Origin of the sequence: Venatoribacter cucullus (genome assembly GCF_016132445.1) — a bacterium.
Classification (GTDB): Bacteria; Pseudomonadota; Gammaproteobacteria; order Pseudomonadales; family Oceanobacteraceae; genus Venatoribacter; species Venatoribacter cucullus.
Map to the genome: position 1 here is coordinate 1,425,633 of NZ_CP046056.1, position 25,085 is coordinate 1,450,717.

A 25,085-nucleotide genomic window follows, 5' to 3' on the forward strand; every position below is an offset into this window, starting at 1 on the left:
TTTCGCGGCTGACCTGCTGAAGCCGCTGGTATCAGGAAAAGGTCGCCCACACCGGCGCATGGTCAGACGGTTTTTCCATACCGCGCACCTCATAACCAATGCCCACCGCCGTGCATTCCGCTGCCACCGGCGCGGTAGCCAGAATATGGTCAATGCGCAGGCCGCGCTTGGGTTCGTCATCAAAGCCTTTGGAGCGGTAATCAAACCAGCTGAAGCGTTCCATGCTGTCGGGATGGTGCTTACGGTAGGTATCCTGCAGACCAAAGCCGAGCAGGCGCTGATACCACTCGCGCTCTTCCGGCAAAAAGCTGCACTTGCCGGTTTTCAGCCAGCGTACCCGGTTGGGCTCGCCAATGCCGATGTCGGTATCTTCCGGGGAGATATTCATATCGCCCATCACAATCACCCGATCGTCCGGGCTGAAGGTTTCCTGCAGATAACGGCTTAAATCGGCATAGAATTTTTCTTTGGCCGGGAACTTGGTTTCGTGTTTACGGCTTTCGCCCTGCGGGAAGTAGCCATTCAGCACGTTCCAGACCTTGCCGTTAATCACATAGCGGGCGTGGATCATACGCTTCTGAGCGTCTTCGTTGTCCCAGGGCCAGCCTTTCTGTACAAACTCTGGCGCCACCTTGCTTAACAGCGCTACGCCGTAATGGCCTTTCTGGCCAAAAAACTCCACATGAAAGCCCAGCGCCTGCACATCGGCTAACGGAAATTCGCTGTCCTGCACCTTGGTTTCTTGCAGGCCCAGAATGTCCGGGTCGTACTGCTCGCGAATCGCCTGCAGCTGATGAGGACGGGCGCGGATGCCATTGATATTGAAGCTGATAACGGTGGTGGTCATGGGCGTTCCTGTTCGGTTTTTCAAAGCCCGCCATCATACCAGCCGCCGGCCGCAGGGTCAGGATTTACCGCTGTATGCAAAATAACCGGCAGATTACCGGCATGTAACGCCATGGTTTACCAGCGCTGTGCTGCTCACCAGAATGCGCGCCATTGCCGATTTACCCAGGGAATTACCATGAAAGTATCCGCACCATCTTTGCTGACAGCCGCCATTCTGGCTGCGCCTTTTGCCATGGCGCAGACATCCCCCTTGCAGCTGGATACCCAGCAGGTCAGCGGCCAGCTGTTCAGCCACAACATTGCTGAACAAGCCTTTGCGGTTGAGGTGCTGGAGCGCAGCGATATTGCACGCCTGCCGGTCATGAACATTGCGGATGCGCTGGAGTGGGTCGGTGGGCTGGACGTGCGCCAGCGCGGCAGCGGCGGCACGCAGGTCGACCTGGGTATTCGCGGCGCCGGTTATGAGCAGACGCTGATTCTGCTGGATGGCGTGCGCATGAATGACCCGCAGACCGGCCATCACAATTTTGATTTGCCGGTGGTGCTGGAAGATATCGAACGCATTGAAATTGTCCGTGGCCCGGGTGCCGGGCAATACGGCCCCAACGGCAACGCCGGGGTGATTAATCTGGTGACGCGCAAGCGGGTGGATAGCGACAATGGCCGGGCAGCCGGCATTAAGGCGGAAGCGGGCCGTGATGATTTTCGTCGTGGTGTTATCAGTCTGGGCAAAACCAGCGGCAACTGGAGCCACTTTGTCGCCGGCCAGCAACAGCAGGCCGACAGCTATATCGCCGGCGCCGATCTGGGCTATAAAACCCGCCAGGGTAATTACCGCCTCAGCTACCAGGGGCAGCAGCACAGTACGGTTTTGGGGTTAGGCTATGTCGACAAAGCCTTTGGCGCGCAGGGGTTTTATGGCCCGGCCAGTGCCCGCGCCAATGAGCACACCATTCAGCGCCATGCCTACCTGACCCACGATATGCGCCTGAATGGCGGGCAGGGTGTGGACGTGGCACTGAACTACCGCCAGCACGACGACCGTTTCTACTACCTGAGTTATGCCCCCTCAGCGCATCAGACCAATGCCTTGCAGGCACGCCTGCGTTACCGTCTGAACAATCAGCTGGCGCTGGGTTATGAGCACAACCGGGAAGAGATCGACAGCACCTCGGTTACCGGCAATCAGCATCAGCGCAACTACGACAGCGCCTTTGTCTATGGCCACTACGACGCCGGCCCGGTCCAGCTGGCCGGCAGTTTGTCGTACCTGACCTATGACGATGGTGATTCGTACAGTTTGCCGGTGCTGGGGCTGACCCTGCCGTTAGGCGCCCATCAGTTGTACCTGAATGGCGGTAAAAGCGTGCGGGTGCCGACCCTGAATGACCTGTATCTGAATCAGGCTGCCAATAAGGGCAACCCGCTGGTTAAACCGGAACAGACCACCAGCGCCGAGCTGGGGGCGCGGCTGAATCTGGCCGGGGTGCAAACGCGGCTGGCGGTATTCACCCGCGATACGGAAAACGCCATTGACTACACCCGCTCGCAGCAGGATATCGACAGCAATATCAGCTACTACACCGCACGGAATGTCCGCGCCATTGATACCCGTGGCGCCGATATTGAACTGGACGCCAGTGCCTTGCTGGCGCAGCAGGGCTGGCAAAAAGTGTCGCTGAGCTACACCTGGCTGGATCAGGATTTCACCAATCAGTACCGCGAAGCCCGTTACACGCAGTCGCAGCTGCGCCACCAGGCCATTCTGGCGCTGGCTTACGAAGTGTTGCCGCAGCTGACCCTGACTTCGCTGTACAAGTACGAAGAACGCTACGATCAGGCCGGTTACCAGCTGTGGGATCTGGGTTTAAAGAAACACTATGACGGCTGGCACTGGGCGGTCGCCCTGAGCAATGCGCTGGATGAAGACTATATCGACAGCGGTTTTATCGCCGCGCCGGGGCGCAGCTTGCGCGTTGAACTCGCGGCCGGTTTCTGAGGCCCGGTTACAGAAAGATGGGAATAAAAAAGGGCCTTGCCGGCCCTTTTTTATGTTCAGGTTTTACGCTCAGGCTTCCATAAACACCGCAAAATCGCCGCGTTTTTCTTCGTTCAGGTGGTGCGCGTGGATTTTGCTCATGGTGCCTTTCTGGCAATAGAGCAGGATACGGCGGCCCGGGTGGTCGTTAACCAGGCCTTTAACACGCTGTTCCAGCTCATAGAAGGGCACCGTAATGACCGGATTATTGGTCAGCACCAGCGGTGCGTCGGCGGCTTCGGCCGGATGGCGGATGTCCACGATCACATCGGTTACCGACGGTGTGCTGATAATCTGCACATTCTCCAGGCCACTTTCCGTACCACTCAGTACGTCATCAATACGCTCAATGCGGGCCGCGGCAATCGCCGCTTCCAGTACCTCCATATTGAATTTGGCTTCGGCGTCTTCCACCTTGCGGCGGTCGCCGACGGTGGTGGGGTTAACCGAGATCACGCCGCAGTATTCCGGCATGCTGGCGGCGAAGCTTTCGGTGCCAATACGGCGGGCGATATCAATAATGTCCTGCTTATCCATGGCTGCCAGCGGGCGCAGCACCATGCGGTCGGCAATCTGATCAATCACGGCCAGGTTGGTAATGGTCTGGCTGGCCACCTGCGCCACCGCTTCGCCAGTGACCAACGCCGGAATATGCATGCTGTCAGCCACCCGACAGGCGGCGCGCAGCATCATCCGTTTCAGCACCACGCCCATCTGGCTGGTGTCGACGTGCTGCAGAATCTCGGCCACTACGGCCTCAAAGGGTACCGTGACGAATTTCACCCTATGGCTTTCGCTGTATTGGCTCCACAGGTAGTGCGACACCTGCTTAACGCCGATTTCATGGGCGCTGCCACCCAGGTTAAAAAAGCAGAAATGGGTTTTCAGGCCACGCCGGTTCATCAGGTAACTGGCCACAGTCGAGTCAAAACCACCGGAAATCAATGACAGCACTTCGCCCTGACTGCCCAGCGGGTAGCCGCCCAGCCCTTTGATGGTCTGCTTTACCACCTGCACCTTATCGTCGCGCAATTCGGCCAGTACGGTGACTTGCGGGTTGTGCAGATCCACTTTCAGCGCGCCGGTTTCTTTCAGAAAGCCGCCACCCATGTACTGCTCAGCCTGATGCGAAGTGAAATCATGGTTGCCGTTACGCTTGATGCGCACGCAAAAGGTTTTGCCTTCCACCTGTTCGCGGTAGGCATCCCGCACGCGCTGGTAGGCCTCATCCAGGGTGCTGAAATTGTATTCGCTGATCTCCAGCGCCCCGGCAATACCCGGCGTGTGTGACAGAATCTGAATGGCGCGGCGGCGGCTGGCGTCATCGGTGCGGTTCACAATCACAATCAGGCTGTCCCAGCGGTTCTGCACATCGGCCGAAATCTCATAGCGGCGGAACAGCGTACGCAGGTTCTGCTGCAGGATTTTGGTCATGTGCTTGCGCACACTCATGGATTTGATGGTGATTTCCGGGAACAGCTTGATAACGAACTTCATAAGGCAGGATGGCCAGCGGTAAAAAAAGGGCGCGAATTATAAAACAGATCGGCCGGCTGATCATCTTTAAGCCAATGGTGACTGCGGAAAAGCCGCAATGGCAGCTGGCTGACAGGGCAAAACGAGGCATTGGTAACCGGCAGTCCGGTGGTATTGGTACCGGAATCTGCCGGCAGTGCCATCAGCATGATCATGGATGTGCCGGTGGAGATCCGTAAAAACCATTCCGGTCGGACGCTTCGGTGAGCCGAGCTTTATCACCGGCGCTAACATCTCCGCCAATGGCGGGCAGTACATGCACTGAAACAAAAGCCGGCGTTACAGCTCTGGTTTCAGTTTCTTAAAGCGGGCACTGGCGTGGCGCTCGCGCATTTCGGTATCAATGTAGCGGTCGGTGGTGGCCATGCTGGCGTGGCCGGCATCTTCCTTAACGTGCTCTTTGGGGCGGAATTTCACGTCTTCAGAAATGCCGGTATGGCGCAGCCAGTGCACGGTCGCTACTTTCAGCTCCTGCGCTTCATCTTCCAGCCCGTTCGCCCGCATCCGTTCATAGGAAGCATCAAAGCAGCTCTGCACCAGATAGCGGATCTGGCGGGTGCTGGTCACCGGGCCGCGACCTTTGATTTTCGGCACCAGCGGGGTTTGTTCGCCGACGTAGGGCAGGTTGGACAGCCCCAGGTGGCGGCGATAGCGCCGCAGGGCATTCAGCATATCGTCCGATACCGTCACCAGCCGGGCTTTGTTGCCCTTGCCGACCACGCGCAGCCACCAGTGGCCGTCGGCATCGGTATGAAAATCGCCCATTACCGGCGTGGAGCGCTCATCGGCGACCAGCTCGGAAATACGCAGATACAGGCCAAACAGCAGCCGCATGACGAACAGCGAGCGTTCATGTTCGCCGGGATTCTCGCTGGCCATGGCTGCCACGGTTTCCAGCACGAAATCCCATTGCAGGTTGGAAATGCGCCGCACGGGCTCCTGATAGGCATGACGCTGCAGGAATTTGCTCTTCTGGCGGATCAGTGCCACCGGGTTGATGCGCAGGTAGTCTTCCTGCAGCAGGTAATTGAAGTAGGTCGACAACACCGCAAACAGTGCCTGCAGGCTCTTTTGTGACAGCACAAACCCGGCGCGGCTGTCGGGGTTATTCTTACTGGCCTGATTCACGAACGGCCGCCAGTCCGGATTGCGCACGCGCTCGCCTTGCTGGTTGCGGAAGCGGGCGACCTGTTTTTTACCGATCCAGGCGGCCGGCGGCGACTGGCAGAACTGCACATAGCTTTCCAGGTCCTGCCGGCGCAGCTGCTCCAGCGAACAGCCACGCACCAGCCAGCACCACTGCAGCAGGCGCTCCACTTCGCGCCGGTAGCTGTTAAAGGTGGCGGTGCTGCCGTTGTAGCTGACCAGAAAGCTCAGGCTGTGCACCAGATCTTCAAACACACCGGGCATGCCTTGCAGATCGGGCAGGCGGGTTAACACCTGGCGAGCGGTGGTGAGCGGATTGCCCAGGTGATCGATCTGGTCGATCAGCGGGGCTGGCGGGTTGTTCAGGCTGGCAAGGCTCATCATAATTCCGGATGTGTAAAATTATCGGAAATATGCCATTGGCTGAGTAAAAAAGCCAGTCAGCGCGGTGAAGAGCAGGGCGTACTTTATGAGCTGTCTACAGTGGTTGTTGAACAGGTTGTCTGCCTGCCCGTTTAACCGGATCTGGCTCAGGTGATGGTATGGCCTGGCAGAACAAACAGCCTGTACGCACTTGCGGCGCGGGGTTTTCAGTAGCAGGCCGGGCTGGTGCTTTCCCGATACCGCATCCATACTTATCCACAGCCGGAGCTTACCGGTTTATGCGTAATAAGCGACGTACTCAGGGGTGTCAAAAGTGCCACGGGCAGCATAAGCTCTTGTTTTGCAGCCAGTGTTGCTCCGTAAAAGAAACAATCTAATTGTGGATAAGTGGCGCTGCAGACTGCCTGTTATCGGCAATAGAATCTTCAGGCTGGGTTCCTATTGGCTTTAACAATTGATCATAACTAAATGATCTATAAGAATATTTAGCATCATTATGCGGATTTGTGGCTATCTCTGTGAATAACAAGGCAACTGAGCAATAAGGCATCAATCAGACCGCTGAAGCTGGATGTACTATTTTAAGGCAAGCCGACAGGCGTTTGCGTTGCGCTAACTGTGTGTGAACAATGGTACTGAGTTATGCACAGCAGATTTTGGGCGGATTTGAACGTCCGGAACCAGGTTTCAGCGTCAGAATAATTTCACCAACCAACCACCTGGTTCATATCCGGACAGAATCCGCCGGGGGTATCTTAAGGTGACCGGACATCATCGTGGGGGCCTGACCGAGGCTCAGGCACTGTGAAACGTAAAACCCGTTCGGTATCTGGTTGTGCCGGCTGGTAAGGCTGGTTTAAGGATTCAGTCTGTGGATTTCGGGTATTTCTGCAACTTCCGATAATATTAATTATCGGAAGTATTAGATGGTAATAGCTCAATCTTGCGCCGCCTAGCCAGTCATACCTGCTCAGTCAGCCGCGTGGCGTCTTTAATTAATACTGACACTGACGCCACATAATTCTTCCCCCTTAGCCAAGCACGCGTTTCAGAAACGCCAGTTGATTCGATACGTTCTCCTCAAACCACGGTTGCAGATATGGATCAAAGTGATTCCCCTCGATGGTAATAATTGTGAAGTTCTCTCCTGCCTTGCGGCGCACCTTCACCTCATCAAATGGAGCAACCGTATCGTGCAGCGCACCGACAATTAGCCCTGGGATTGTGATGCGCGACAGATTTCTGCCTGGCTGATAAGGCCCCATGGTCAATAATGACACAGCGGTAACACGGTTATCGTATTTGCCATTCAGCTCCTCATCGACCCAATCCCGAAGCCGTCCGGCGCCATCCCGATCCATGGTTGAATAACCTCCCTCGTCAGACACGATGGGAATGTAGCGTCGCTTGAACGGATTAATAAGATCCAGAGCGATATCCAGAGAGAATCTGAGCATTCGCATAAACGGAACCGCTGCTACTGCAGCCAATCCGTTCAACATAGGTACATGAGCCACAACCCCAGCCACTTCAGGATGCTCCGCCGCCAGATCAATCGCATGACCACCACCAAAGGACGTCCCCCAGATAACGATTCTGTCTTCGTCGATCCTGTCCATGGATTTCAGATGAGCCAGAGCGGCATCGGCGACTCTGACCCGCTCCCATGGATTGATTCTGTTTCTGGGAATTCCCGGACTGGCACCCCAGCCAGGGTAGTCAAAAGTCATGACGGCATATCCGGCATCATTGAATCGCCGGATAAAATCCTTAAAAAGAACGAGCTGCGTACCACCCCACCCATGGATCATGAGAATTGCCGGTGCTTGCCTGCCCTTATCATCAGCACCAAAGAGTGTTGCTGCGCACTCCATTCCCTCTGCTGTAAATGTCGACTTAACGCCATTGTTGAATGTCATTTTTCCTCCTCAATCAGTTAGCTCTTGAATTGGATTCAAGAAAACACGATGTTATCTTATCTGTCAATCAAGATAGGAATGATTCATCGTGCCCCGCAACAAACGCCATTTAAATCAGGAAGAAAAAAAGCGTGAGATTCTGAATGCCGCTTCAGCTTTGTTTGCAGAGAATGGATTTGATGGCACCTCCATGACCGCGATTGCCAGATCAGCAGGCATTACTCCCAATACGATTTACTGGTATTTCCCCGGCAAGGATGATGTGCTGATCGGTGTGCTTAACAATCTGACGGCAGGTGTGCTTACTGAAATGGCCACCATGACCGCCCTCCCCATCAGGGAGCGATTGCTCAACGCCATCACGATCTTTGAACGTCCGGAATCGCTGATGAATACAGTCCACTCGCGCATTACACAGTCAGAAGTAATTGCAGCCTGGCACTCACGTTTCCATATGTTGATCGAGCAGATTTTGGTTTACGAAATAATCAAAGCGGGGATTGCCAAAGAGCGGGCCGGAACCTTAGCCCGGCTTCTGGTGTATGTTATTGAAGGGCTCCTGTCACACCCTCTGCAGCAGAATGACAGGGAAAATATGGTAGATGCCATGCTGGAACTCGCCAATCTGCCGGCCTGAACCCCCTGTCCGGTCACCAGGGCTCACAAATACCCGGGTAACAACCCCCGAAAAACGTGCGCCGATGCGGGCAATTTGCTCTGGCGGTGTAATCAGTTTGCCGTGCAGCAGCAGGTCCGGCTCGATTGGGCGGCAGCCTGAAGCCGCCACTGCGCCGCGCGCAGCTGCGGGTGTTGCTGCAGGCTGAGCTGAATAGCCTGTGGTAAGGACAGTACCTCATTGGCCTGAACCGGCAATGCGACCAGCGGGCCAATCACCACTGAATAAAAGAACATGCGCCGGCAGGCCAGTGGCAGAAACCATAGCCATAGCGGCTGCGCAGGCCGCATAGCCTGCGCGCAAAACCAATCCTTCATGAACAGTAATCCTGTAACCGTTAACGGAATGTGTGAAACAAACGGGCAGGATCAGAGAATGGGCGGACGTTGGTCGGGCAATACCAGCGCCGACTGCGCAAATGGCTCGCGACTGTGCGGGATAACAGAAGAGAACGGCATCGCTGGTTTAGTACCGTCAATGCTGATAAAAATGTGCGTATGGCCATGGCAGTGGTCGCAACCGCTGTGGTCGCCGCTGGCACATTCGGGTGGCTGCGGTCCATCCGGCCAGGCATCGGCTGCAACCTGAGTATGCGACTCCGGCAGATGGATCATACCGGCAATTTCCAGTGCATCTGCAACCTGATGCAGCAGGGAAAACACCAGCAGAATCAATGCCACAAGGCGGTGCAGGGTCAGGGATTCAGGCAAAAGAGTCACGGTCCGGTTCGATGTTTACTCAGATTAATCGGCCATCAGGTTGAGAGCTTATTTCAGATAAGAACGAATAATGCCGGCCAGCTGCTCAACATCTTTGGCGCGCTGTGCGGCATCGGTAGCCTCCGGCCCCAGGTGCTCACGAATATGCCCATCCAGCACTTCCGCCATCAAGCCATTTACTGCGCCCCGGATGGCAGCAATTTGCTGCAGCGCATTGTTGCAATCTCCACCCTGGGTCAAGAGTTTTTCCAACCCCTCGGCCTGACCTTTGATTTTACGCACCCGGGTAACCAGCTTGGCCCGATTCTCAATGGTGTGACTCATGGCTTTTTCCTGATCAATTCAATTAATATACTGGGGTATAGTATATAAACAGACTACAGGATCAAGTTCAGATGCATAGCAATCCCGGGCAAGCTCACGACTTTTACGATGGTAACCCCTTGGCTGAGCGCAATACCCGCTGGGCGTTATTACTGACCGTGGTGATGATGGTGGCTGAAATCAGCGCTGGCTGGGTCTTCAACTCCATGGCATTGCTGGCCGATGGCTGGCATATGAGTTCTCATGCCCTGGCGCTGGGGTTGGCGCTGGCCGCCTACGCCGCTGCCCGCCGTTATGCCGGCCATCCGCGTTTTGCCTTCGGCACCTGGAAAATCGAAGTGTTGGGTGGTTACACCAGCGCCCTCTTCCTGCTCGCCATCGCCGGCCTGATGATGGTGGAGTCGGTTGAGCGTCTGCTGTCCCCGGCCGCCATTCAATACGATCAGGCCATTGGGGTGGCTGTATTGGGGCTGCTGGTCAATCTGGCCTGCGCCTGGCTGCTGAAAGATGACCATCACCATCATCATGGGCACAACGACCATGACCACGACCATGACCACGACCATGACCACGACCACGACCATGACCACGACCATGCTCATGCTCATGATCATGATCATGATCATGAGCATGAGCATGAGCATGAGCACCGCGACCTGAATCTGCGCGCCGCCTACATTCATGTGCTGACCGATGCCCTCACTTCGGTGCTGGCCATTATCGCCCTCACCGCTGGCAAACTTTGGGGTGTCGACTGGCTGGATCCGGTTATGGGTATTGTCGGTTCTGTACTGGTAACCGTCTGGGCGATTGGCTTATTGCGGGAAACCGGCCGCGTGTTGCTGGATGCCGAAATGGACAAACCCCTGAGCACGACTGTGCAGCAACGGCTGCAACAGCGCTTTCCGGAATTGCCGATCAGCGATTTTCATTTATGGCGGGTTGGCCGTAACCACTATGCCTGCATTGTGGCCGTGTCTGGCGGCACCACTCATACGCCAGCAGAGCTGAAAGACGTGCTGCTGGATATTGAAGGCATCAGCCACCTCACCATTGAAATCAACCCGGGCGTGCGCTCAGAAAATCAATGATCTTCTTCGTAAACCGGTGGGTTAAACAGTTGGGTAACCGCCCGGCCGTTGGCCAGTAACTGTCCCTGCTGCAAGGTAAGACGGGCCTGCAGCCGGTCATCCTGCGGGGCCAGCCAACCCTGATTCAGAAACTCCAGCATCAGCTCGGCCTGCGGTCCCAGCATCAGACTGCGGCTGACATTCAGCGTTAATTCTCCGCTCAGGCGTTGCGGCCATTGCTGCCAGACCTGGTCGGCCTTACCGGCGGCCATGGTCAGCTTGCCGCTGGCGCGCAGATCACCGGCACTGCCCAGCATGGCGGGCTCGCGGCTCTGATACACAAAACTGCTGTGCAGATCTTCCAGGGTCAGACTCATGCCTTTGGCCGCCACCGACTGCAACAGCACATCCGGGGTAATATCACCCTGCAGAAATAACCGGTACAGCGGCCAGCTGAAACCATCCAGATACAACTGCAAACCGCTGGGGTCAACGCGCAGGTCGTGCTCACCGGCGGACCAGCGCAAGGTATCGACCGCCACGCCACTGAGGCTGGCCAGTACATCGCCATCGACCAGGTTGGCCTGTTCTATCTGTAGATCGCGGAAGCCCAGCTGCAGCTGCCGGCTATGGAAGCTGAAACTGTCCAGCCGGTACCGCAGCCGTTCGGTAAAGCTCACCTGTTCACGCAGCAAACTGTTCAGGGTAATGTTCAGCCCGCGCAACTCCAGATCGCCCTGGCTGGCATCGGTCAGCAGCAGTGACGGCAGCTGTACGATCAGCTCGCTGCGGTAAGGCGCCTGAATGGCCAGTTGTCCCTGTACCTCTAATGGCTGCAGCTGTAAGCGGGTGCCGGGCATCAGCTTATGGTCCACGCTGCCACTGCGGTAACGGAAAGTGGCCTGCTGATCGCCGGCACGAATCCGCCAGCTACCCTGCTGGTCAGCCAGTAATTGCGGCACGGTCATAAAGACAATGGCGGCCGCGCCGCTGTCCGGCTGCACACCAAAACGGCCGCTAACCTGCCACGGCAGCGCCGTTACCTGATGCCAGCTGCCGGCCAGTGTTTGCCCGGCGCTGTCGGTTAGGGCGCACTGTTCAATTCGCTGCAGCAAAGGCATGGAATACTCGTAGCCGCACTGCACCTGCCAGCCACTGGCCTGCAGACTTTGATTCAGCCAGGCCAGCCCGGTCTGGTGCTGCTGCTGATATTGCTGCATGTTATGCCAGCTGAGCGCAGCCGCTCCTGTAGCCAAAGCAGCCACCGGCAATCCCAGCCCTAACAACCACGCTTTCCCCATGCTGTGTTTCTTCCTGTGCAGACAACAAGCCGCCGGAGCGGTCAAAAACGGCCATCTTACCCCATGACTTTGCTGGCGGCGACCGCTGCCGGCCAATGCAGCGGTGGGATTTAAGCCGCGCTTGCGCTAGACTCCGCGCCTGTTTTTTGGCCTGCCAACCCGATGGCGGCGCCCTCTTCCTTCCGTTATTCAGCAGGTTTGTTCTATGTATACAGTGGGTCAGCGTTGGATCAGTGAGGCCGAAACCGACCTCGGTCTGGGCCTTGTCCAGAGTGTCGATTTCCGTGTTGTCACGATTTATTTTCCGTCCATCGATGAAGAGCGCAGCTACTCACGCCAGAACGCCCCACTGACCCGCGTTATTTTCAAAGAAGACGATGTACTGCCTTTAATGGACGGCTCAGTACTCAAGGTCACCGATGTTGAAGAGATGGACGGTATCGTCTTTTACAGCGATGGCGAACGGCAGATTTCTGAAATTCACCTCAGTGGTCATATTCAGCTGAATCAGCCCACCGACCGGCTGTTTTCGGGCCAAATTGACAACAACAACCTGTTTGAACTGCGTCAGCTGGCGTTAAAACAACTGAGCAAGCTGCGCCAGCGGCCGTTTTACGGCCTGCTCGGTGCCCGCACCAGTCTGTTACCACACCAGCTCTACATTGCCGAGCAAGTGACTCAGGACGCTATTCCGCGCGTCTTGCTGGCTGATGAAGTGGGCTTGGGTAAAACCATTGAAGCCGGTCTGATTCTGCACCGTCTGTTGCTGCAGCAGCGCATTCAACGGGTGCTGGTGGTGGTGCCGGACCAGCTGCTGCATCAGTGGCTGGTAGAAATGGTGCGCCGCTTTAACCTGCGTTTCAGTCTGGTGGACCGCGACATGGTCGAAGACGGCGACGATATTTTTGCCTCCGGCCAGCTGTTCCTGTGCCCGCTGTCATTGGCGGTGCATGAGGATGTTGGCCAGCAAATCCGTGCATCTGATTGGGACATGCTGGTGGTTGACGAAGCGCACCATCTGCACTGGAGCGAAGACGGCGAACAGGATGCCGCCTATGAACTGGTGGAAGAACTGTCCCTGCGCACGGCCGGTCTGCTGCTGTTAACCGCTACGCCGGAACAGCTGGGTATTCAGGGCCACTTTGCCCGTCTGCGCCTGCTCGACCCGGAACGCTACCCGTCGCTGCCACAGTTTATGGCCGAACAGAAGGCCTATGCGCCGGTTGCGGATCTGGCTGGTGCGCTGGCGTCGGAGCAGCCGCTGAGCAACGAACAACTGGCAACCCTGCTGCAATTACTGCCGGAAGAGGCCGACGCCAGTACCCTGAACGACAGCAGCGTGCGCGGCAAATTGCTGGAAACGCTGATTGACCGTCACGGCCCCGGCCGGGCGCTGTACCGCAACACCCGCCACGGCGTGGCGGGTTTCCCCAAGCGCCTGCCGCAGATTACCGAACTGCCAGCGCCGGACTCCGATGACCTGAACACTGGCCTGGAAGCGCTGCATCCGGAACTCGGCTTGCACAACTGGTGCGACAACGACCCGCGTTGTGAATGGCTGCTGCAGGTGCTGGCCACGACCGGCAAAGACAAAATTGTCCTGATCTGCCACGCCGCCCAGACCGTACTGGACCTGGAACAGTGGCTGTGGGAAACCGCCGGTGTGCAGGTGGCCGTGTTCCATGAGCACATGGATCTGGTCGAGCGTGACCGCGCCGCCGCCTACTTTGCCGACCACGAACAGGGCGCGCGTATTCTGCTGTGCTCGGAAATCGGTTCCGAAGGCCGCAACTTCCAGTTTGCTCACGAACTGGTGCTGTTCGACCTGCCGTTTAACTGCGATTTAATCGAGCAGCGCATCGGCCGTCTGGATCGTATTGGCCAGAAACAGGACATCCGCATTCATATTCCCGCCTTTGCCGATCATGCCGCCGGGCGCTGGGCGCATATTCTGCACGACGGGCTGGATATTTTTACCCGCCCAAATCCGGCTGCCCAGCCGCTGCTGGAGCAGCACCGCGATGCCATTGAGCAGGCGCTGCTGAGTGGTGATGGTCTGGCGGAACTGATCGGCCTGCTGGCAACCGAACGCGAAACCCTGCTGGCACAACTGGAAGCCGGTCGCGACCGCCTGCTGGAATTGCATTCCTGCCATCCGCAGCGGGCGCGCAAGCTGGCCAAAGAGATGACCATTACCCATATCGAAGACGAAGCCGAGCTGAACGATTTCCTCGAACTGTTCGCCGACGCCTTTGGTCTGGAGCTGATTGATCTGGGCGGTGACTGCATCACCATCGCCCCCGGCGACCACATGCTGGTGCCCGACCTGCCGCATCTGCCGGAAGATGGCTTTATGGCCACTACCCGCCGTGATGTGGCGCTGGCCCGGGACGATGTGCAGTTTCTGAGCTGGGAACATCCCTTCGTCGATCAGGCGCTGGAGTTAATTACCAGCGGTCCGGCCGGCAACGCCGCCGCCGGCTACATTGATATGCACGATTTCCGCACTGGCGATTGCTACGTTGAGCTGCAGTTTGTGGCCCGCTGCCCGGCACCGAAAGCGCTGGCGGTCGAGCGCTACCTGCCGCCGAATGCCATGCATCTGATGATGACCCCGGCCGGTGATCTGAAAGTGAATGACGGCGAACTGCCGGCCTTTGTGTTGCCACTCAAGAAAGGCACCGCCCGTGGTCTGGTGGAACAGAAAGCCGCCACCACGCAGCCGCTGATCCATAAGCTGGAAAAACTGGGCAGCGCTCAGTTGGGCAAAATGGTCGAGCGTGCTTCGCATAAGGCCGAAGAAGCCTATGCCGAACGCCTGGCGCGCCTGCACGCCCTGAGCCAGCACAACCCGAAACTGTCACCCCTGCTGGTGGCTGAGGTGAAAGCTGAGCGCGACGCGGTGCTGGCGGCGATCAAAGAATCGCAACTGGTGCTGGACAGTGTGCGGCTGGTGTTCTGCGGCTAGTTGCCGCGCGGACAGCTTAACGGGAGACGGGAGACGCAAAACCAGCGTCCAGCGTCTCCCGTCCAGCGCAGCGAGCGTTTTTCAGCTCACCCCCTCGGCGTCCGCATGGTAACAAACTCTTCGGCGGCGGTTGGGTGAATACCAATGGTGCTGTCAAACACGGCTTTGGTGGCGCCGGCCTTAATGGCCACCGCCAGCCCCTGCACAATCTCCCCCGCTGCTTCGCCGACCATGTGTACGCCGAGCACTTTGTCGGTGCTGATCTGTACCACCAGTTTCATCAGCGTCCGTTCCGGCTGGCCGGTCATGGTGTGTTTCATTGGCCGGAAATCGCTGACGAACACCTGCAGATCATCGGCGCCAAAACGTTCCTGCGCCTGCGCTTCGGTTAAGCCCACCGTGGCGATATTGGGCTGGCAGAAAACCGCGGTGGGAATATTGTCGTAACTGAGCGGTTGCTGGTCACCATCAAACCAGTACGCCACCAGTTTCATCGCCTGCGCCAGCGCCACCGGGGTTAAAGCCGGCGTGCCGATCACATCGCCCAATGCGTAGATGCCAGGTGCCGTGGTGCGGAACAGATGATCGGTAACAATGGTGCCGTTGTCGCGTACCTGCACGCCGGCTGCGGCCAAACCCAGCCCATCGGTTAACGGCCGGCGGCCGGTGGCAAACATCACCGCATCGCAATGCAGCGCCTCTCCACTGGTTAAGGAGCAGGTCAGGCTGCCGTCGATGTGCCGTTCAATACTGCGGATATCGGTATGGGTGTGCAGCCGTACGCCCTTATGCACGATCTGGGCGGCGGCAAAATTGCGCACATCCTCATCAAAGCCGCGCAGCACCTGATCACCGCGATACAGCAAATGGGTTTCTGCACCCAGGCCATTGAAAATGCCGGCGAATTCGACGGCGATATAACCACCGCCAACCACCACTACCCGTTGCGGAAACTGCTCCAGATAAAAGGCTTCGTTGGAGGTAATGGCATGTTCTGCCCCGGGAATATCCGGTTTGAACGGCCAGCCACCGGTGGCCAGCACAATGCGCTCGGCCGTGATGGTCTGCTCACCGATGCGCACCTGATGCGGGCCGGCCAGAGCGGCCGTGCCGTGCAGAATGGTGACGCCGGAGTTCTCAAGTAAATTATTATAAATCGAGTTTAATCGTTTGATTTCATTGGTTTTATTGTCGCGAAGTGTGGGCCAATCAAAACCCTCGAAGTGTCCCTGTACGCCAAAGCCACGGGCATCGGCAAACGCCGCCGGATACTCCGAGGCATAGACAAACAGCTTCTTCGGCACGCAGCCCACATTCACACAGGTACCACCCAGATCGCGGTTTTCCACCACCGCCACTTTCCAGCCCCGGGCCGCCGCCATGCGGCTGCAACGCACACCGCCGGAACCGGCGCCGATCACCAGCAAATCGTAATCAAAACTCATAGTCTGCCCCTTATGGTTAGCGGGTCAGCGTGGCGCGGATATCCACCCGGCCACTGCTGTCGGTTTTATCCACGCTGATCTGGCTGGCGCGTACGCCTTGCTGCGCCTGCAGGCTTTCCAGCCAGCTGATGGCGTCATCAAACGGTGCCTTTTCCAGCCAGATACGCAAGGCCTGGCCATCCTGTTCATAACGGCTGAGGTTGACCCCGGCGCTGCGTGCCTGCTGCGTCACCACGGTCAGTAAGGGTGCCGTGCCGGTGGCTGCAACGGCATTGCCAAAGCGACCGGCGTTATCCGCCAGCTGCTGGTAGGTGGCGCGGTTACGTTCCAGTTGCGATTCGGCCATGGCTTTAGCGCGTACCAATGGCAGCAGAATCATACTGGCCAGCAAGGCCAGCACCAGTACGGCAGACACCAGCTTAACGATCAGCCGGTCGCGCTCAGGCAGCTGCTCGTACCATTTCCTGGCCATCTGTACGCTGCGTTGCTGCTGCACATTGGCCAGCCCCTGCTGCCAGCGCAGCATCAGTTGTTCTTTCATACCCGGCCTCCGATGCGGATGCGGCCTTTAACACCGTTATTGTCGTTGGTGGCAGAGGCGATTTCCGCACTTAAGCCCGCCTGCTCCAGTGCCTGACGCAGCACCTGCAGGTCATTCAGCCCCTTGGCCTGCACCTCCACCATCAGCTCCTGCAGCCGGTCATTAAAACGTAACGACGTCAGCTGCACCTGCTGTTGCAAGCCCTGCTGCTGATACACCTGCGCCAGCGTATGGGTGGCGCTGAGGAAGCCGGCATCACTGCCGCCGCTGTCACCACTGAGTTTTTCGCGGATCTGTCGCTCCAGCGCCCGCACCCGCTCACCGGGAAACAACTGCTGATACAGACTGATGGTTTGCTGGCGCACCTCGCCGGACTGCTGCTGCAGACGCTGAACATCCAGATACAGGGTCAGCGTCCAGAACAAGACCCAGGCGGCAGCCATACCCGCCAGTGCCTGCCACCAGGGGGCATGGCGGCGCTCGCGCTGCGGCCGCACCTGATACTGCCCGGTCAGCAGATTCACCGGCCGTGCCGGCAAGGTTGCGGCCGCGCCGCTATCAGGTTCGCTGTGGATGCTGCCGATCTGCCCGGCAAAACTGCTTTCCAGCGTGGTTTGCAGCAATTGCGCGGTGGCCAGCTGCGGCGCGCGCAGCGTGAGGCTGGCCAGTTGCGCCTCATCGGCAAATAAGGATTCCAGCACCGGGGTTAAGGCCGCATCGCCGACATAGCCTTCAAAGCGGCCCGGCAGAGACGCCAGCCAGCCGCCCTCAGTGCGCTGCAGCAACGGCTCATCACCCAGCAGCGAGGTTTCCGGAATCAGCTCCAGCACCCGCACATGGTGCATCTCACAGGCTTCCAGCAGGCGTTCAATCAGGTCATTGGCCACCACATAAGCCCGCACCTGTTTTTGCGCCGACCCGGCCGGCACAATCAGGTAATCCGCTATATCACCGATCAGGGATTCTTCCAGCGCAAAGGGCAACGCCCGTGGCAAATGCCGGCTGCTGACACCCGGCAGACTGAGCCAGTAACAGGCGTAGTTCTGCGCCGCCAGCACCAGCCGGACCTGGGTTAAATCCGGCAGTGCCTCCGCCCACTGAGTCAGGCGTTGCGGTGTGCTGTCTCGGCTTGCACTGATCAGCCACTCGCCCGTATGGGCCTGCCACTGAACCTTTACCGTTTCCATGTTGCTGTTTCCTGTCTGTTAACCGGCCGGAATGGCGCTGGCCGGCACATTGTTCGTCGTTCCGCCGGCGGGATCCGGGCGGGCTTCGCGGCGGGAATAATCCCGGTACAGCGTGGTCATTTTGCCACTGCCCTGATCGCGGCGGATCAGCACTTCGCTCGTAGCGATGCGCTGGTACAGATCCACCCGGATAAAGGCTTCAAAATACTCGGATTTTACACTGAAGTCGGTCTGCTCCCAGCGCGGTTTACGCTCAGCCGCCGGTACGCTGGCGTCTTCTTCCCGGGTAAAAGGCGTTACCTGGCTCAGCCCCCAGAATTCATCCAGCGAGGCAAAGCCTTTGTCGCCGCGCGCTGCCACGATGCTGTCGCCATCAGCCAGCGTCAGGCTGGCATCCAGCGCGGCCAGCACCGCCGCACTGGCGGTATTCACATTCAGTGCGGCCGTTAACGGCAGGCAGGCGATATAGGGCTCGAGGCGCCGGTAGCTTTCCAGTGTCATGCCTTCCAGCAGCAATATCTCTGAAGTGTGCCGGCAACTCTGATACGCCGCCCGATACGGCGGCTGCTGGCTTTGGTAGCGGGTGTCTTCCTGGCTGGTATCGTCCAGCCAGCCCAGCAACCGCTCAGCCAGTGCCGGATCCAGCGCCAGCAGATTGAGCAGATTAATAAAACGCTGATACTGCCGGTCACGGTTGGCCGCACCTTTGCTGAGTGTATTCAGATTAAAACGCCCCTGGGCATCGCGGATACGGATAAACACCGTGCCCGGTGATAATGGAAAACGCCGGTCAGTGGCCCATTCTTCCAGCGCATGATCACGCTCTTTGTCGTTATTCCAGTCCAGATACAGGCCGGTTTTTACCGCCTGCTCGGCGCCGATCACAAAGGCATTGGCCTGCTGCACCGCCAGCAGCGTGCCACTGCGCTGAATATCCGCTGCCTGGCGCTCGACCATGCTGATGCCCAGCACCGAGACGATGGCGAAGATCATCAGCACCGTAATCAGTGCCAGCCCGTGCTGGCGGGGTACAGAACAGCGCCGGCCATTATTCATACGTCTTCCGCCCAGGCCAGCAGCCACAGGCGTTCAATATCACCCAGCTGCGGTAGTGTGATGCGCCAGCGCAGCGCCAGCGGTGCCATCTGCGTGGTATCGGTCTGCAGTGGTGGCCAGCTGCTGTATTTGTCACGGGCCGGCGTGGATAAGCCATCACCGGCTCCGGCGGTGCCGGCCAGCACGTCGACTTCAAAACGGTCAACCTGCTCCAGAATCACCTGCGCCAGCGGCTCACTGGTGCTGGCGCGATCCAGCACCGGCCAGAAATAGCGCACCAGGCATTCGCCCTGCGCGTCCAGTACACCCCAGCTTTCCAGTCGCGCCCGGGCGCCAGCACAGACGTCACTGTCGAGACTTTCGGTCCGGTAGGCCACCCGTTGTAATTCCGAACGTGGTCGTTCCGCAAAGGGGGAATTGCGCCAGCCGCTGCGGGTAAACTCCAGCAGATAATCACCGTTGTTCAGCAGCAATGCTGGCTGCAGATCGCCATATTGATCACGGATACCACGGTTAATGATCTGTTCGATATCACGACTGACCACCATATTGAAGCGCTGCAGGCTGGCCAGTTGTTCGGCCCGGATGTCGGTAATGCGGCGGGAATCAATAATATTGGCCAGCAACTGCGCTGAGCCTACGCCAATCATGGCGGTAATGCCGACCGCAACCAGCACCTCCAGCAAGGTAAAACCGCGGGTGCGCATCAGTGCTTCCCCATAATGCTGGCCAGGGTGGCGACAATGGCGTCCTTGTTACTGGCATCAGCCACCTCGATGGTAACGCGATGGGTATCAGGGAATTCGGTTTTCTCGACCTTGCTGGTGATCAGCCAGTCGCGTCCGGCCATGCTGGTCTGATCGCTGCGCTCCCCTTGAGGCGGCAGGCCGTTCAGGCGCAGTTCGGCCATGCGGTTTTCGGCCACCATGGCGGCCAGGGTTTTGTCCTGCAGATGAATTAATGAGGACGCACTCTGGCTGGCGGTATCACTGATAACAATCGCTATCGCCGCAAAAATGGTCAGTGCAATCATCACCTCCAGTAAGGTGAAGCCCCGCAGACGTTGCTCAGCCTTCAAAGTGCTCAACCTCCAGCAACGGCAAACCAAACCCATCGCCGCGCAGGTGCACCGCAAAGCGCTCGTCGGCTTCGTGGGTAAAGGTCAGGTGGAACGGCGTGTACTCATCGGAGGATAAAAACAGCAATACCGGCTGCGGACCGAGATCCTCATCGGCCGGGGCATTAAGGTCGGCTTCGCGCCCTTCGATGCTCAGCCCGACGATAATTTCCGGCGCCAGCTCCAGCTCGGCAGATAAACTGCCCTCATAGGTTTGCCAGGGATTTTTGTTCAGCCGGTCCAGTTCTTCAGCGGTTTTGTTGGCACTGAATTCCTGGCTGCGCACATCCTGCAGGCTCAGCAGCAACAGGCTGCCGGACTGCATGGCCACGCCTAGGTCAATGTTCTGAAACACCGCTTCCTGCCGGTAAGCCATCAACCGGGCGCTGATCTGCTGGGCGGCGCGCCGGGTCTGGTCTTCGGCCTGCCGGTCACCGCCCGACAGCGATACCAAACCCAGTAAGCCACCGATAATGGCCAGTACGACCATCACCTCCAGCAGGGTAAAACCACGCCCGGCGTGCATCGGAATTACTTATCCAGACTGCTGATGTCAGCGGCTTCGCCCTCGCCGCCTTCCTGGGCATCGGCACCCAGTGAGACGATTTCGTAACGACCGCGATCCATAAAGTACAGGAATTCACTGCCCCAGGCGTCGGTCGGTACCGAGGTGCCTTTCAGGTAGCCATCGGCGCGCCAGTTACGCGGCTCCGGCGCGCTGGTCGGCTTTTGCACCAGCGCTTCCAGCCCCTGTTCGGTGGTCGGATAAGTGAAGTTATCCAGCTTGTACATATCCAGGGCATTTTCGATCAGCTTGATCTGGCTCTGGGTGGTTTTGACCCGTGCATCGCCGGCGGAACCGATAATATTGGTGGCGACCAGGGCCATAATGCCGCCGATAATGGCCAGCACCACCATTACTTCCAGCAGGGTAAAACCACGTTGCGCCTGTTTCAGGTTACTGCGTTGCATACTTGCTCCTATTGCACCATTTTCTGAAGTTCAAGAATCGGCATCATAATGGCCGCCACAATGGTGGCGACAATGCCGCCCATGACCAGCAGCATCATGGGCTCAAACACTTTGACCAGCGCCGACACGGTATTCTCCAGCGTGGCTTCCTGCTGGGCCGCCGTGCGCGCCAGCATGGAGTCCAGCTCGCCGCTGTTTTCGCCACTGGCAATCATGTGCAGCATAATGGGTGGGAAAAACCGGGCTTCGGCCAGCGATTTATGCAGGCTGCCACCTTCACTGACCTTCACCGTGGCCTGCGCCAGCCCCTGCTGAATGGGAATGTTGGTAATCACCTGACTGGCAATGCGCATGGCGTCCACCAGCGGCACACCACTGCTGGTCAGAATGGCCAGTGTGCTGCCAAAGCGGGCGGTATTGGCGTCTTTAACAAACCCGCCCAGTCCCGGCGTACGCAGCAACAGGGAATGCCAGCGGCGGCGAAAAGCAGCACCGCGCAAGGCCAGCCGGAACAGGGTCAGGCCCATCACCAGCAACACCAGCGTCAGCAAGCCCCAGTCGCGGATAAAATAACTCAGGTTCAGCATAAAGGCGGTTAAACCGGGCAATTCCTGACCATTCTTCAGAAACACCTCAACGATATCGGGCACCACATAGGTCAGCAGACCCACCACAATACCAATGGCCACGACCGACAGAATAATGGGGTACATGGCGGCTAATTTAATTTTCTGGTCGGACGCCTGACGGGCTTCGGTGTAGTCCGCCAGCCGGTTCAGCACACCATCCAGATGGCCGGCATGCTCACCGGCCGCCACGGTGGAACGGTACAGATGCGGAAAGGCGCGCGGGTATTCCGCCAGTGCTTTGGCCAGTGTATAGCCTTCCAGCACCTTGGCCCGAATAGCCAGAATCATGGCCTTAATGCGTTGTTTGCCGGTTTGCTCCGACAACGCGCGCAGGGATTCATCAATGGGCAGGCCAGCCTGAATCAACGTGGCCAGCTGACGGGTTATTAACGCCAGCTCGGGTACGGACAAGCCGGGTGAGCGACTGAGCAAGCCAGGGGTTTGTTCTTTACGGGTGGTCTGCTCCACGGACAGCGGCAGCCAGCCTTTGTCGCGCAGCTGCTGGCGCACCTGGCGGGCACTGTCGGCTTCCAGCACCCCTTTTTTGGCTTTGCCGCGCTCGTCCAGCGCCTGATAGACAAAGGCACCCATATCAGCCCTTCACCACCCGTAATAATTCTTCAATGGTGGTGCTGCCGGCCAGTACTTTGCGGATACCGTCCTGCTGAATGCCTGGCCCCAGCGTGCGCGCGTGACGCTCCAGCGCCTGTTCGCCAGCACGGTCATGGATCAGGGTTTTCATAGTTTCATCGACTTCAATGATTTCGTAGATACCCTGGCGACCGCGATAGCCCAGCTGGTTGCACTTATCACAACCGCGGGCGTGGAAAATCTGCGGTGGCTGCGCCGGATCAATGCCGAGAATGGTGCATTCGGCGGCATCGGCGGTGGCTTCTTCTTTGCATTCATTGCACAACACCCGCACCAGCCGCTGGGCGATTACACCGATAATACTGGACGACAGCAGAAAGGGCTCGACGCCCATATCTTGCAGTCGGGTTACCGCACCAATGGCGGTATTGGTGTGCAGCGTCGACAGCACCAGGTGACCGGTTAATGAGGCCTGAATGGCAATTTCAACGGTTTCAAGGTCGCGGATCTCACCGATCATCACCACATCCGGGTCCTGGCGCAGAATGGCGCGCAGGCCTTTGGCGAAGGTCATTTCAACTTTGGTGTTTACCTGGGTCTGGCCAATGCCGGGCAGGCTGTATTCGATCGGGTCTTCCACGGTCAGAATATTGCGGCTGGTATCGTTCAGGTCACTCAGCGCCCCATACAGCGTGGTGGTTTTACCCGAGCCGGTCGGACCGGTTACCAGAATAATGCCGTGGGGCTTGCTGATAATATTGCGCATGGTGGCCAGATCACGCGGCGCCATGCCCAGCTGCGACAGGCTCAGGCGGCCGGCTTGCTTATCCAGCAGACGCATTACCACCCGCTCGCCAAAACTGGACGGCATGGTCGACACCCGCACATCCACTTCACGACCACCGATGCGTAAGGCAATACGACCGTCCTGCGGCACGCGTTTTTCGGCAATATCCAGCCGCGCCATGACCTTAATACGGGAAATTAACAGCGCCGCCAGGGCGCGCTTGGGCTGCACCACTTCGCGCAGCACGCCATCGACGCGAAAGCGTACGACCAGGCGTTTTTCGTAGGTTTCGACGTGAATATCCGAGGCATTTTCTTTAACAGCTTCGGTCAGTAAGGCGTTGATCAGGCGGATAATGGGCGCATCGCCCTCCTGCTCGAGCAGGTCTTCGGTTTCCGGCACAGAATCAGCCAGGCTGGCGAGGTCCATTTCATCGCCCAGCCCTTCCACCATTTCCATGGTTTCGGAGGAATCACTCTGGTAGGCCAGCCCCATACGGCGTTCAAATTCATCGTTGCTGATGGCCTGCAACCGGAAAGGCGCACTCAGAAAGCGCTGCACTTCCATAATGACGCCAGCCTGCACCCCTTCACGGTGCAGCAGCAATAACTGGTCGGCCTTGCCTTCAATCAGCACGCCAAAGCGTTTGGCATAGCCAAAGGGTAACCGGGTATTAAGATTGGTCGATTGCACCTGACGGGAGAGGTCTTCTGCCGGTACGGCCAGATTGTCTGCGGTCATTCGATGCCCTGCTCGTTGGCAAAAATCGTCATCTGCATCATCCGCTGCAAAGGAAATCCCTCTTTGTTGTTATGCTCGGTACGTTACCTTATTACGGAAAAATGACAACTGCATGACATAAAAAAACCCGGCCTTGGCCGGGTTTTTCTAAGCATCTGATATTACAGAGCTTTTTCCAGTTCTGGTACGGCGTCAAACAGGTCTGCAACCAGACCGTAATCGGCTACCTGGAAGATCGGAGCTTCTTCGTCTTTGTTGATCGCAACAATGACTTTGGAGTCCTTCATACCAGCCAGATGCTGAATGGCACCAGAGATACCCACAGCAACGTACAGTTCCGGAGCAACGATCTTACCGGTCTGACCAACCTGCATGTCGTTCGGTACGAAACCGGCGTCAACCGCCGCACGGGATGCACCAACAGCGGCACCCAGTTTGTCGGCCACTTTGTACAGCATCTCGAAGTTGTCGCCGTTCTGCATACCACGACCACCAGAGATAACGATCTTGGCACCGGTCAGTTCCGGACGGTCAGACTTGGCCAGCTCTTCGCCAGCGAAAGCAGACAGACCAGCATCTTTAACCAGGTCGATGGCGGTTACGGCAGCAGCGCCGCCTTCAGCGGCCGCATCGAAACCGGTCGGGCGCACAGTCATCACTTTGATGCTGTCAGCTGATTTAACCGTCGCAATGGCGTTACCGGCGTAGATCGGACGAGTGAAGGTGTCGGCATCAACCACGCCAATCACTTCAGACAGCATGTTAACGTCCAGCAGCGCCGCAGCGCGTGGCAGGAAGTCTTTACCGGTAGTGGTGGCAGCGGCCAGGATGTGGCTGTAGCCCTTACCCAGTTCAGCAACCAGCTCGCCCATGTTCTCAGCCAGCTGATACTCGTAAGCCGCGTTATCGGCAACCAGTACTTTGGCTACGCCAGCGATTTTGGCAGCGGCTTCAGCAGCAGCGCCACAGTTGCTGCCGGCAACCAGCACGTCGACGTCGCCACCGATTTTGGCAGCAGCAGCCACAACGTTCAGAGTGGCTGCTTTCAGGGTCGCGTTATCGTGTTCAGCGATTACTAAAATAGACATG

22 protein-coding genes are annotated in these 25,085 nt (G+C 57.8%); 4 read left to right on the plus strand and 18 right to left on the minus strand.

The window, feature by feature from the left end:
• Positions 1-31 precede the first annotated feature (31 nt).
• Positions 32-847 (minus strand): exodeoxyribonuclease III, encoded by an 816-nt coding sequence (gene xthA, locus GJQ55_RS06765; protein WP_228344220.1) that lies wholly within the window; start codon positions 845-847, stop codon positions 32-34.
• A gap of 177 nt (positions 848-1,024) precedes the next feature.
• Here xthA and GJQ55_RS06770 point away from each other — a divergent pair, with 177 nt between their 5' ends.
• On the plus strand, positions 1,025-2,848 hold the full coding sequence (locus tag GJQ55_RS06770) for a TonB-dependent receptor plug domain-containing protein (RefSeq protein WP_228344221.1): 1,824 nt from the start codon (positions 1,025-1,027) through the stop codon (positions 2,846-2,848).
• Positions 2,849-2,917: 69 nt separating this feature from the next.
• Here GJQ55_RS06770 and thiI read toward each other — a convergent pair whose 3' ends face one another.
• From thiI to GJQ55_RS06785, 3 genes are all read right to left on the minus strand, one after another.
• On the minus strand, positions 2,918-4,384 hold the full coding sequence (thiI, locus tag GJQ55_RS06775) for a tRNA uracil 4-sulfurtransferase ThiI (protein WP_228344222.1): 1,467 nt from the start codon (positions 4,382-4,384) through the stop codon (positions 2,918-2,920).
• A 318-nt stretch (positions 4,385-4,702) separates the two neighbouring features.
• Positions 4,703-5,950, minus strand: a complete 1,248-nt coding sequence (locus GJQ55_RS06780; protein ID WP_228344223.1) for a tyrosine-type recombinase/integrase — start codon at positions 5,948-5,950, stop codon at positions 4,703-4,705.
• 1,034 nt (positions 5,951-6,984) lie between these two features.
• Positions 6,985-7,872: an alpha/beta hydrolase gene (locus GJQ55_RS06785; protein ID WP_228344224.1), complete on the minus strand. Its 888-nt coding sequence runs from the start codon at positions 7,870-7,872 to the stop codon at positions 6,985-6,987.
• Positions 7,873-7,960: 88 nt separating this feature from the next.
• Here GJQ55_RS06785 and GJQ55_RS06790 point away from each other — a divergent pair, with 88 nt between their 5' ends.
• Complete coding sequence (locus tag GJQ55_RS06790; RefSeq protein ID WP_228344225.1) at positions 7,961-8,509, plus strand: TetR/AcrR family transcriptional regulator; 549 nt, start codon at positions 7,961-7,963, stop codon at positions 8,507-8,509.
• A 407-nt stretch (positions 8,510-8,916) separates the two neighbouring features.
• Here the strand turns inward: GJQ55_RS06790 and GJQ55_RS06795 are convergent, their stop codons facing one another.
• Together GJQ55_RS06795 and GJQ55_RS06800 are read right to left on the minus strand one after the other, a co-directional pair.
• Positions 8,917-9,258 (minus strand): hypothetical protein, encoded by a 342-nt coding sequence (locus GJQ55_RS06795; protein WP_228344226.1) that lies wholly within the window; start codon positions 9,256-9,258, stop codon positions 8,917-8,919.
• Positions 9,259-9,315: 57 nt separating this feature from the next.
• Positions 9,316-9,591 (minus strand): metal/formaldehyde-sensitive transcriptional repressor, encoded by a 276-nt coding sequence (locus GJQ55_RS06800; RefSeq protein WP_228344227.1) that lies wholly within the window; start codon positions 9,589-9,591, stop codon positions 9,316-9,318.
• 71 nt (positions 9,592-9,662) lie between these two features.
• Here GJQ55_RS06800 and GJQ55_RS06805 point away from each other — a divergent pair, with 71 nt between their 5' ends.
• Positions 9,663-10,682: a cation diffusion facilitator family transporter gene (locus GJQ55_RS06805; protein ID WP_228344228.1), complete on the plus strand. Its 1,020-nt coding sequence runs from the start codon at positions 9,663-9,665 to the stop codon at positions 10,680-10,682.
• Here GJQ55_RS06805 and GJQ55_RS06810 read toward each other — a convergent pair.
• On the minus strand, positions 10,676-11,962 hold the full coding sequence (locus GJQ55_RS06810) for a YdgA family protein (protein WP_228344229.1): 1,287 nt from the start codon (positions 11,960-11,962) through the stop codon (positions 10,676-10,678). The two genes, GJQ55_RS06805 and GJQ55_RS06810, sit on opposite strands and share 7 nt — an antisense overlap.
• A gap of 205 nt (positions 11,963-12,167) precedes the next feature.
• Between GJQ55_RS06810 and rapA the strand changes: the two genes are divergently transcribed.
• The gene (gene rapA, locus GJQ55_RS06815) at positions 12,168-14,930 is read left to right on the plus strand and encodes an RNA polymerase-associated protein RapA (RefSeq protein WP_228344230.1); all 2,763 of its coding nucleotides are present in this window, start codon (positions 12,168-12,170) and stop codon (positions 14,928-14,930) included.
• A gap of 86 nt (positions 14,931-15,016) precedes the next feature.
• Here the strand turns inward: rapA and gorA are convergent, their stop codons facing one another.
• The 11 genes from gorA to GJQ55_RS06870 form a co-directional block, all read right to left on the minus strand.
• Positions 15,017-16,375: a glutathione-disulfide reductase gene (gene gorA, locus GJQ55_RS06820; RefSeq protein WP_228344231.1), complete on the minus strand. Its 1,359-nt coding sequence runs from the start codon at positions 16,373-16,375 to the stop codon at positions 15,017-15,019.
• A 16-nt stretch (positions 16,376-16,391) separates the two neighbouring features.
• The gene (gene gspM / locus GJQ55_RS06825; RefSeq protein ID WP_228344232.1) at positions 16,392-16,916 is read right to left on the minus strand and encodes a type II secretion system protein GspM; all 525 of its coding nucleotides are present in this window, start codon (positions 16,914-16,916) and stop codon (positions 16,392-16,394) included.
• Positions 16,913-18,103 carry a type II secretion system protein GspL gene (gene gspL, locus GJQ55_RS06830; RefSeq protein WP_228344233.1) on the minus strand — a complete coding sequence of 397 codons (1,191 nt, stop codon included), beginning with the start codon at positions 18,101-18,103 and terminating at the stop codon, positions 16,913-16,915. The genes gspM and gspL overlap by 4 nt, the downstream gene beginning before the upstream one ends.
• A gap of 18 nt (positions 18,104-18,121) precedes the next feature.
• Positions 18,122-19,159 carry a type II secretion system minor pseudopilin GspK gene (gene gspK, locus GJQ55_RS06835; RefSeq protein ID WP_228344234.1) on the minus strand — a complete coding sequence of 346 codons (1,038 nt, stop codon included), beginning with the start codon at positions 19,157-19,159 and terminating at the stop codon, positions 18,122-18,124.
• Positions 19,156-19,866: a type II secretion system minor pseudopilin GspJ gene (gene gspJ, locus GJQ55_RS06840; RefSeq protein ID WP_228344235.1), complete on the minus strand. Its 711-nt coding sequence runs from the start codon at positions 19,864-19,866 to the stop codon at positions 19,156-19,158. The genes gspK and gspJ overlap by 4 nt, the downstream gene beginning before the upstream one ends.
• Positions 19,866-20,237, minus strand: coding sequence for a type II secretion system minor pseudopilin GspI (gspI, locus tag GJQ55_RS06845; RefSeq protein WP_228344236.1), 372 nt, complete (start codon positions 20,235-20,237; stop codon positions 19,866-19,868). Before gspI ends, gspJ begins: the two co-directional genes overlap by 1 nt.
• The gene (gene gspH, locus GJQ55_RS06850) at positions 20,227-20,802 is read right to left on the minus strand and encodes a type II secretion system minor pseudopilin GspH (RefSeq protein WP_228344237.1); all 576 of its coding nucleotides are present in this window, start codon (positions 20,800-20,802) and stop codon (positions 20,227-20,229) included. The genes gspI and gspH overlap by 11 nt, the downstream gene beginning before the upstream one ends.
• 5 nt (positions 20,803-20,807) lie before the next feature.
• Positions 20,808-21,248, minus strand: a complete 441-nt coding sequence (gene gspG / locus GJQ55_RS06855) for a type II secretion system major pseudopilin GspG (protein ID WP_228344238.1) — start codon at positions 21,246-21,248, stop codon at positions 20,808-20,810.
• Positions 21,249-21,256: 8 nt separating this feature from the next.
• Positions 21,257-22,468, minus strand: a complete 1,212-nt coding sequence (gspF, locus tag GJQ55_RS06860) for a type II secretion system inner membrane protein GspF (protein ID WP_228344239.1) — start codon at positions 22,466-22,468, stop codon at positions 21,257-21,259.
• Between the two features lies 1 nt (position 22,469).
• A complete protein-coding gene (gene gspE / locus GJQ55_RS06865) occupies positions 22,470-23,996 on the minus strand; it encodes a type II secretion system ATPase GspE (protein WP_228344240.1) in 1,527 nt (508 codons plus the stop codon).
• Positions 23,997-24,157: 161 nt separating this feature from the next.
• Positions 24,158-25,084 (minus strand): FAD-binding protein, encoded by a 927-nt coding sequence (locus tag GJQ55_RS06870; protein WP_228344241.1) that lies wholly within the window; start codon positions 25,082-25,084, stop codon positions 24,158-24,160.
• Position 25,085: the final 1 nt, after the last annotated feature.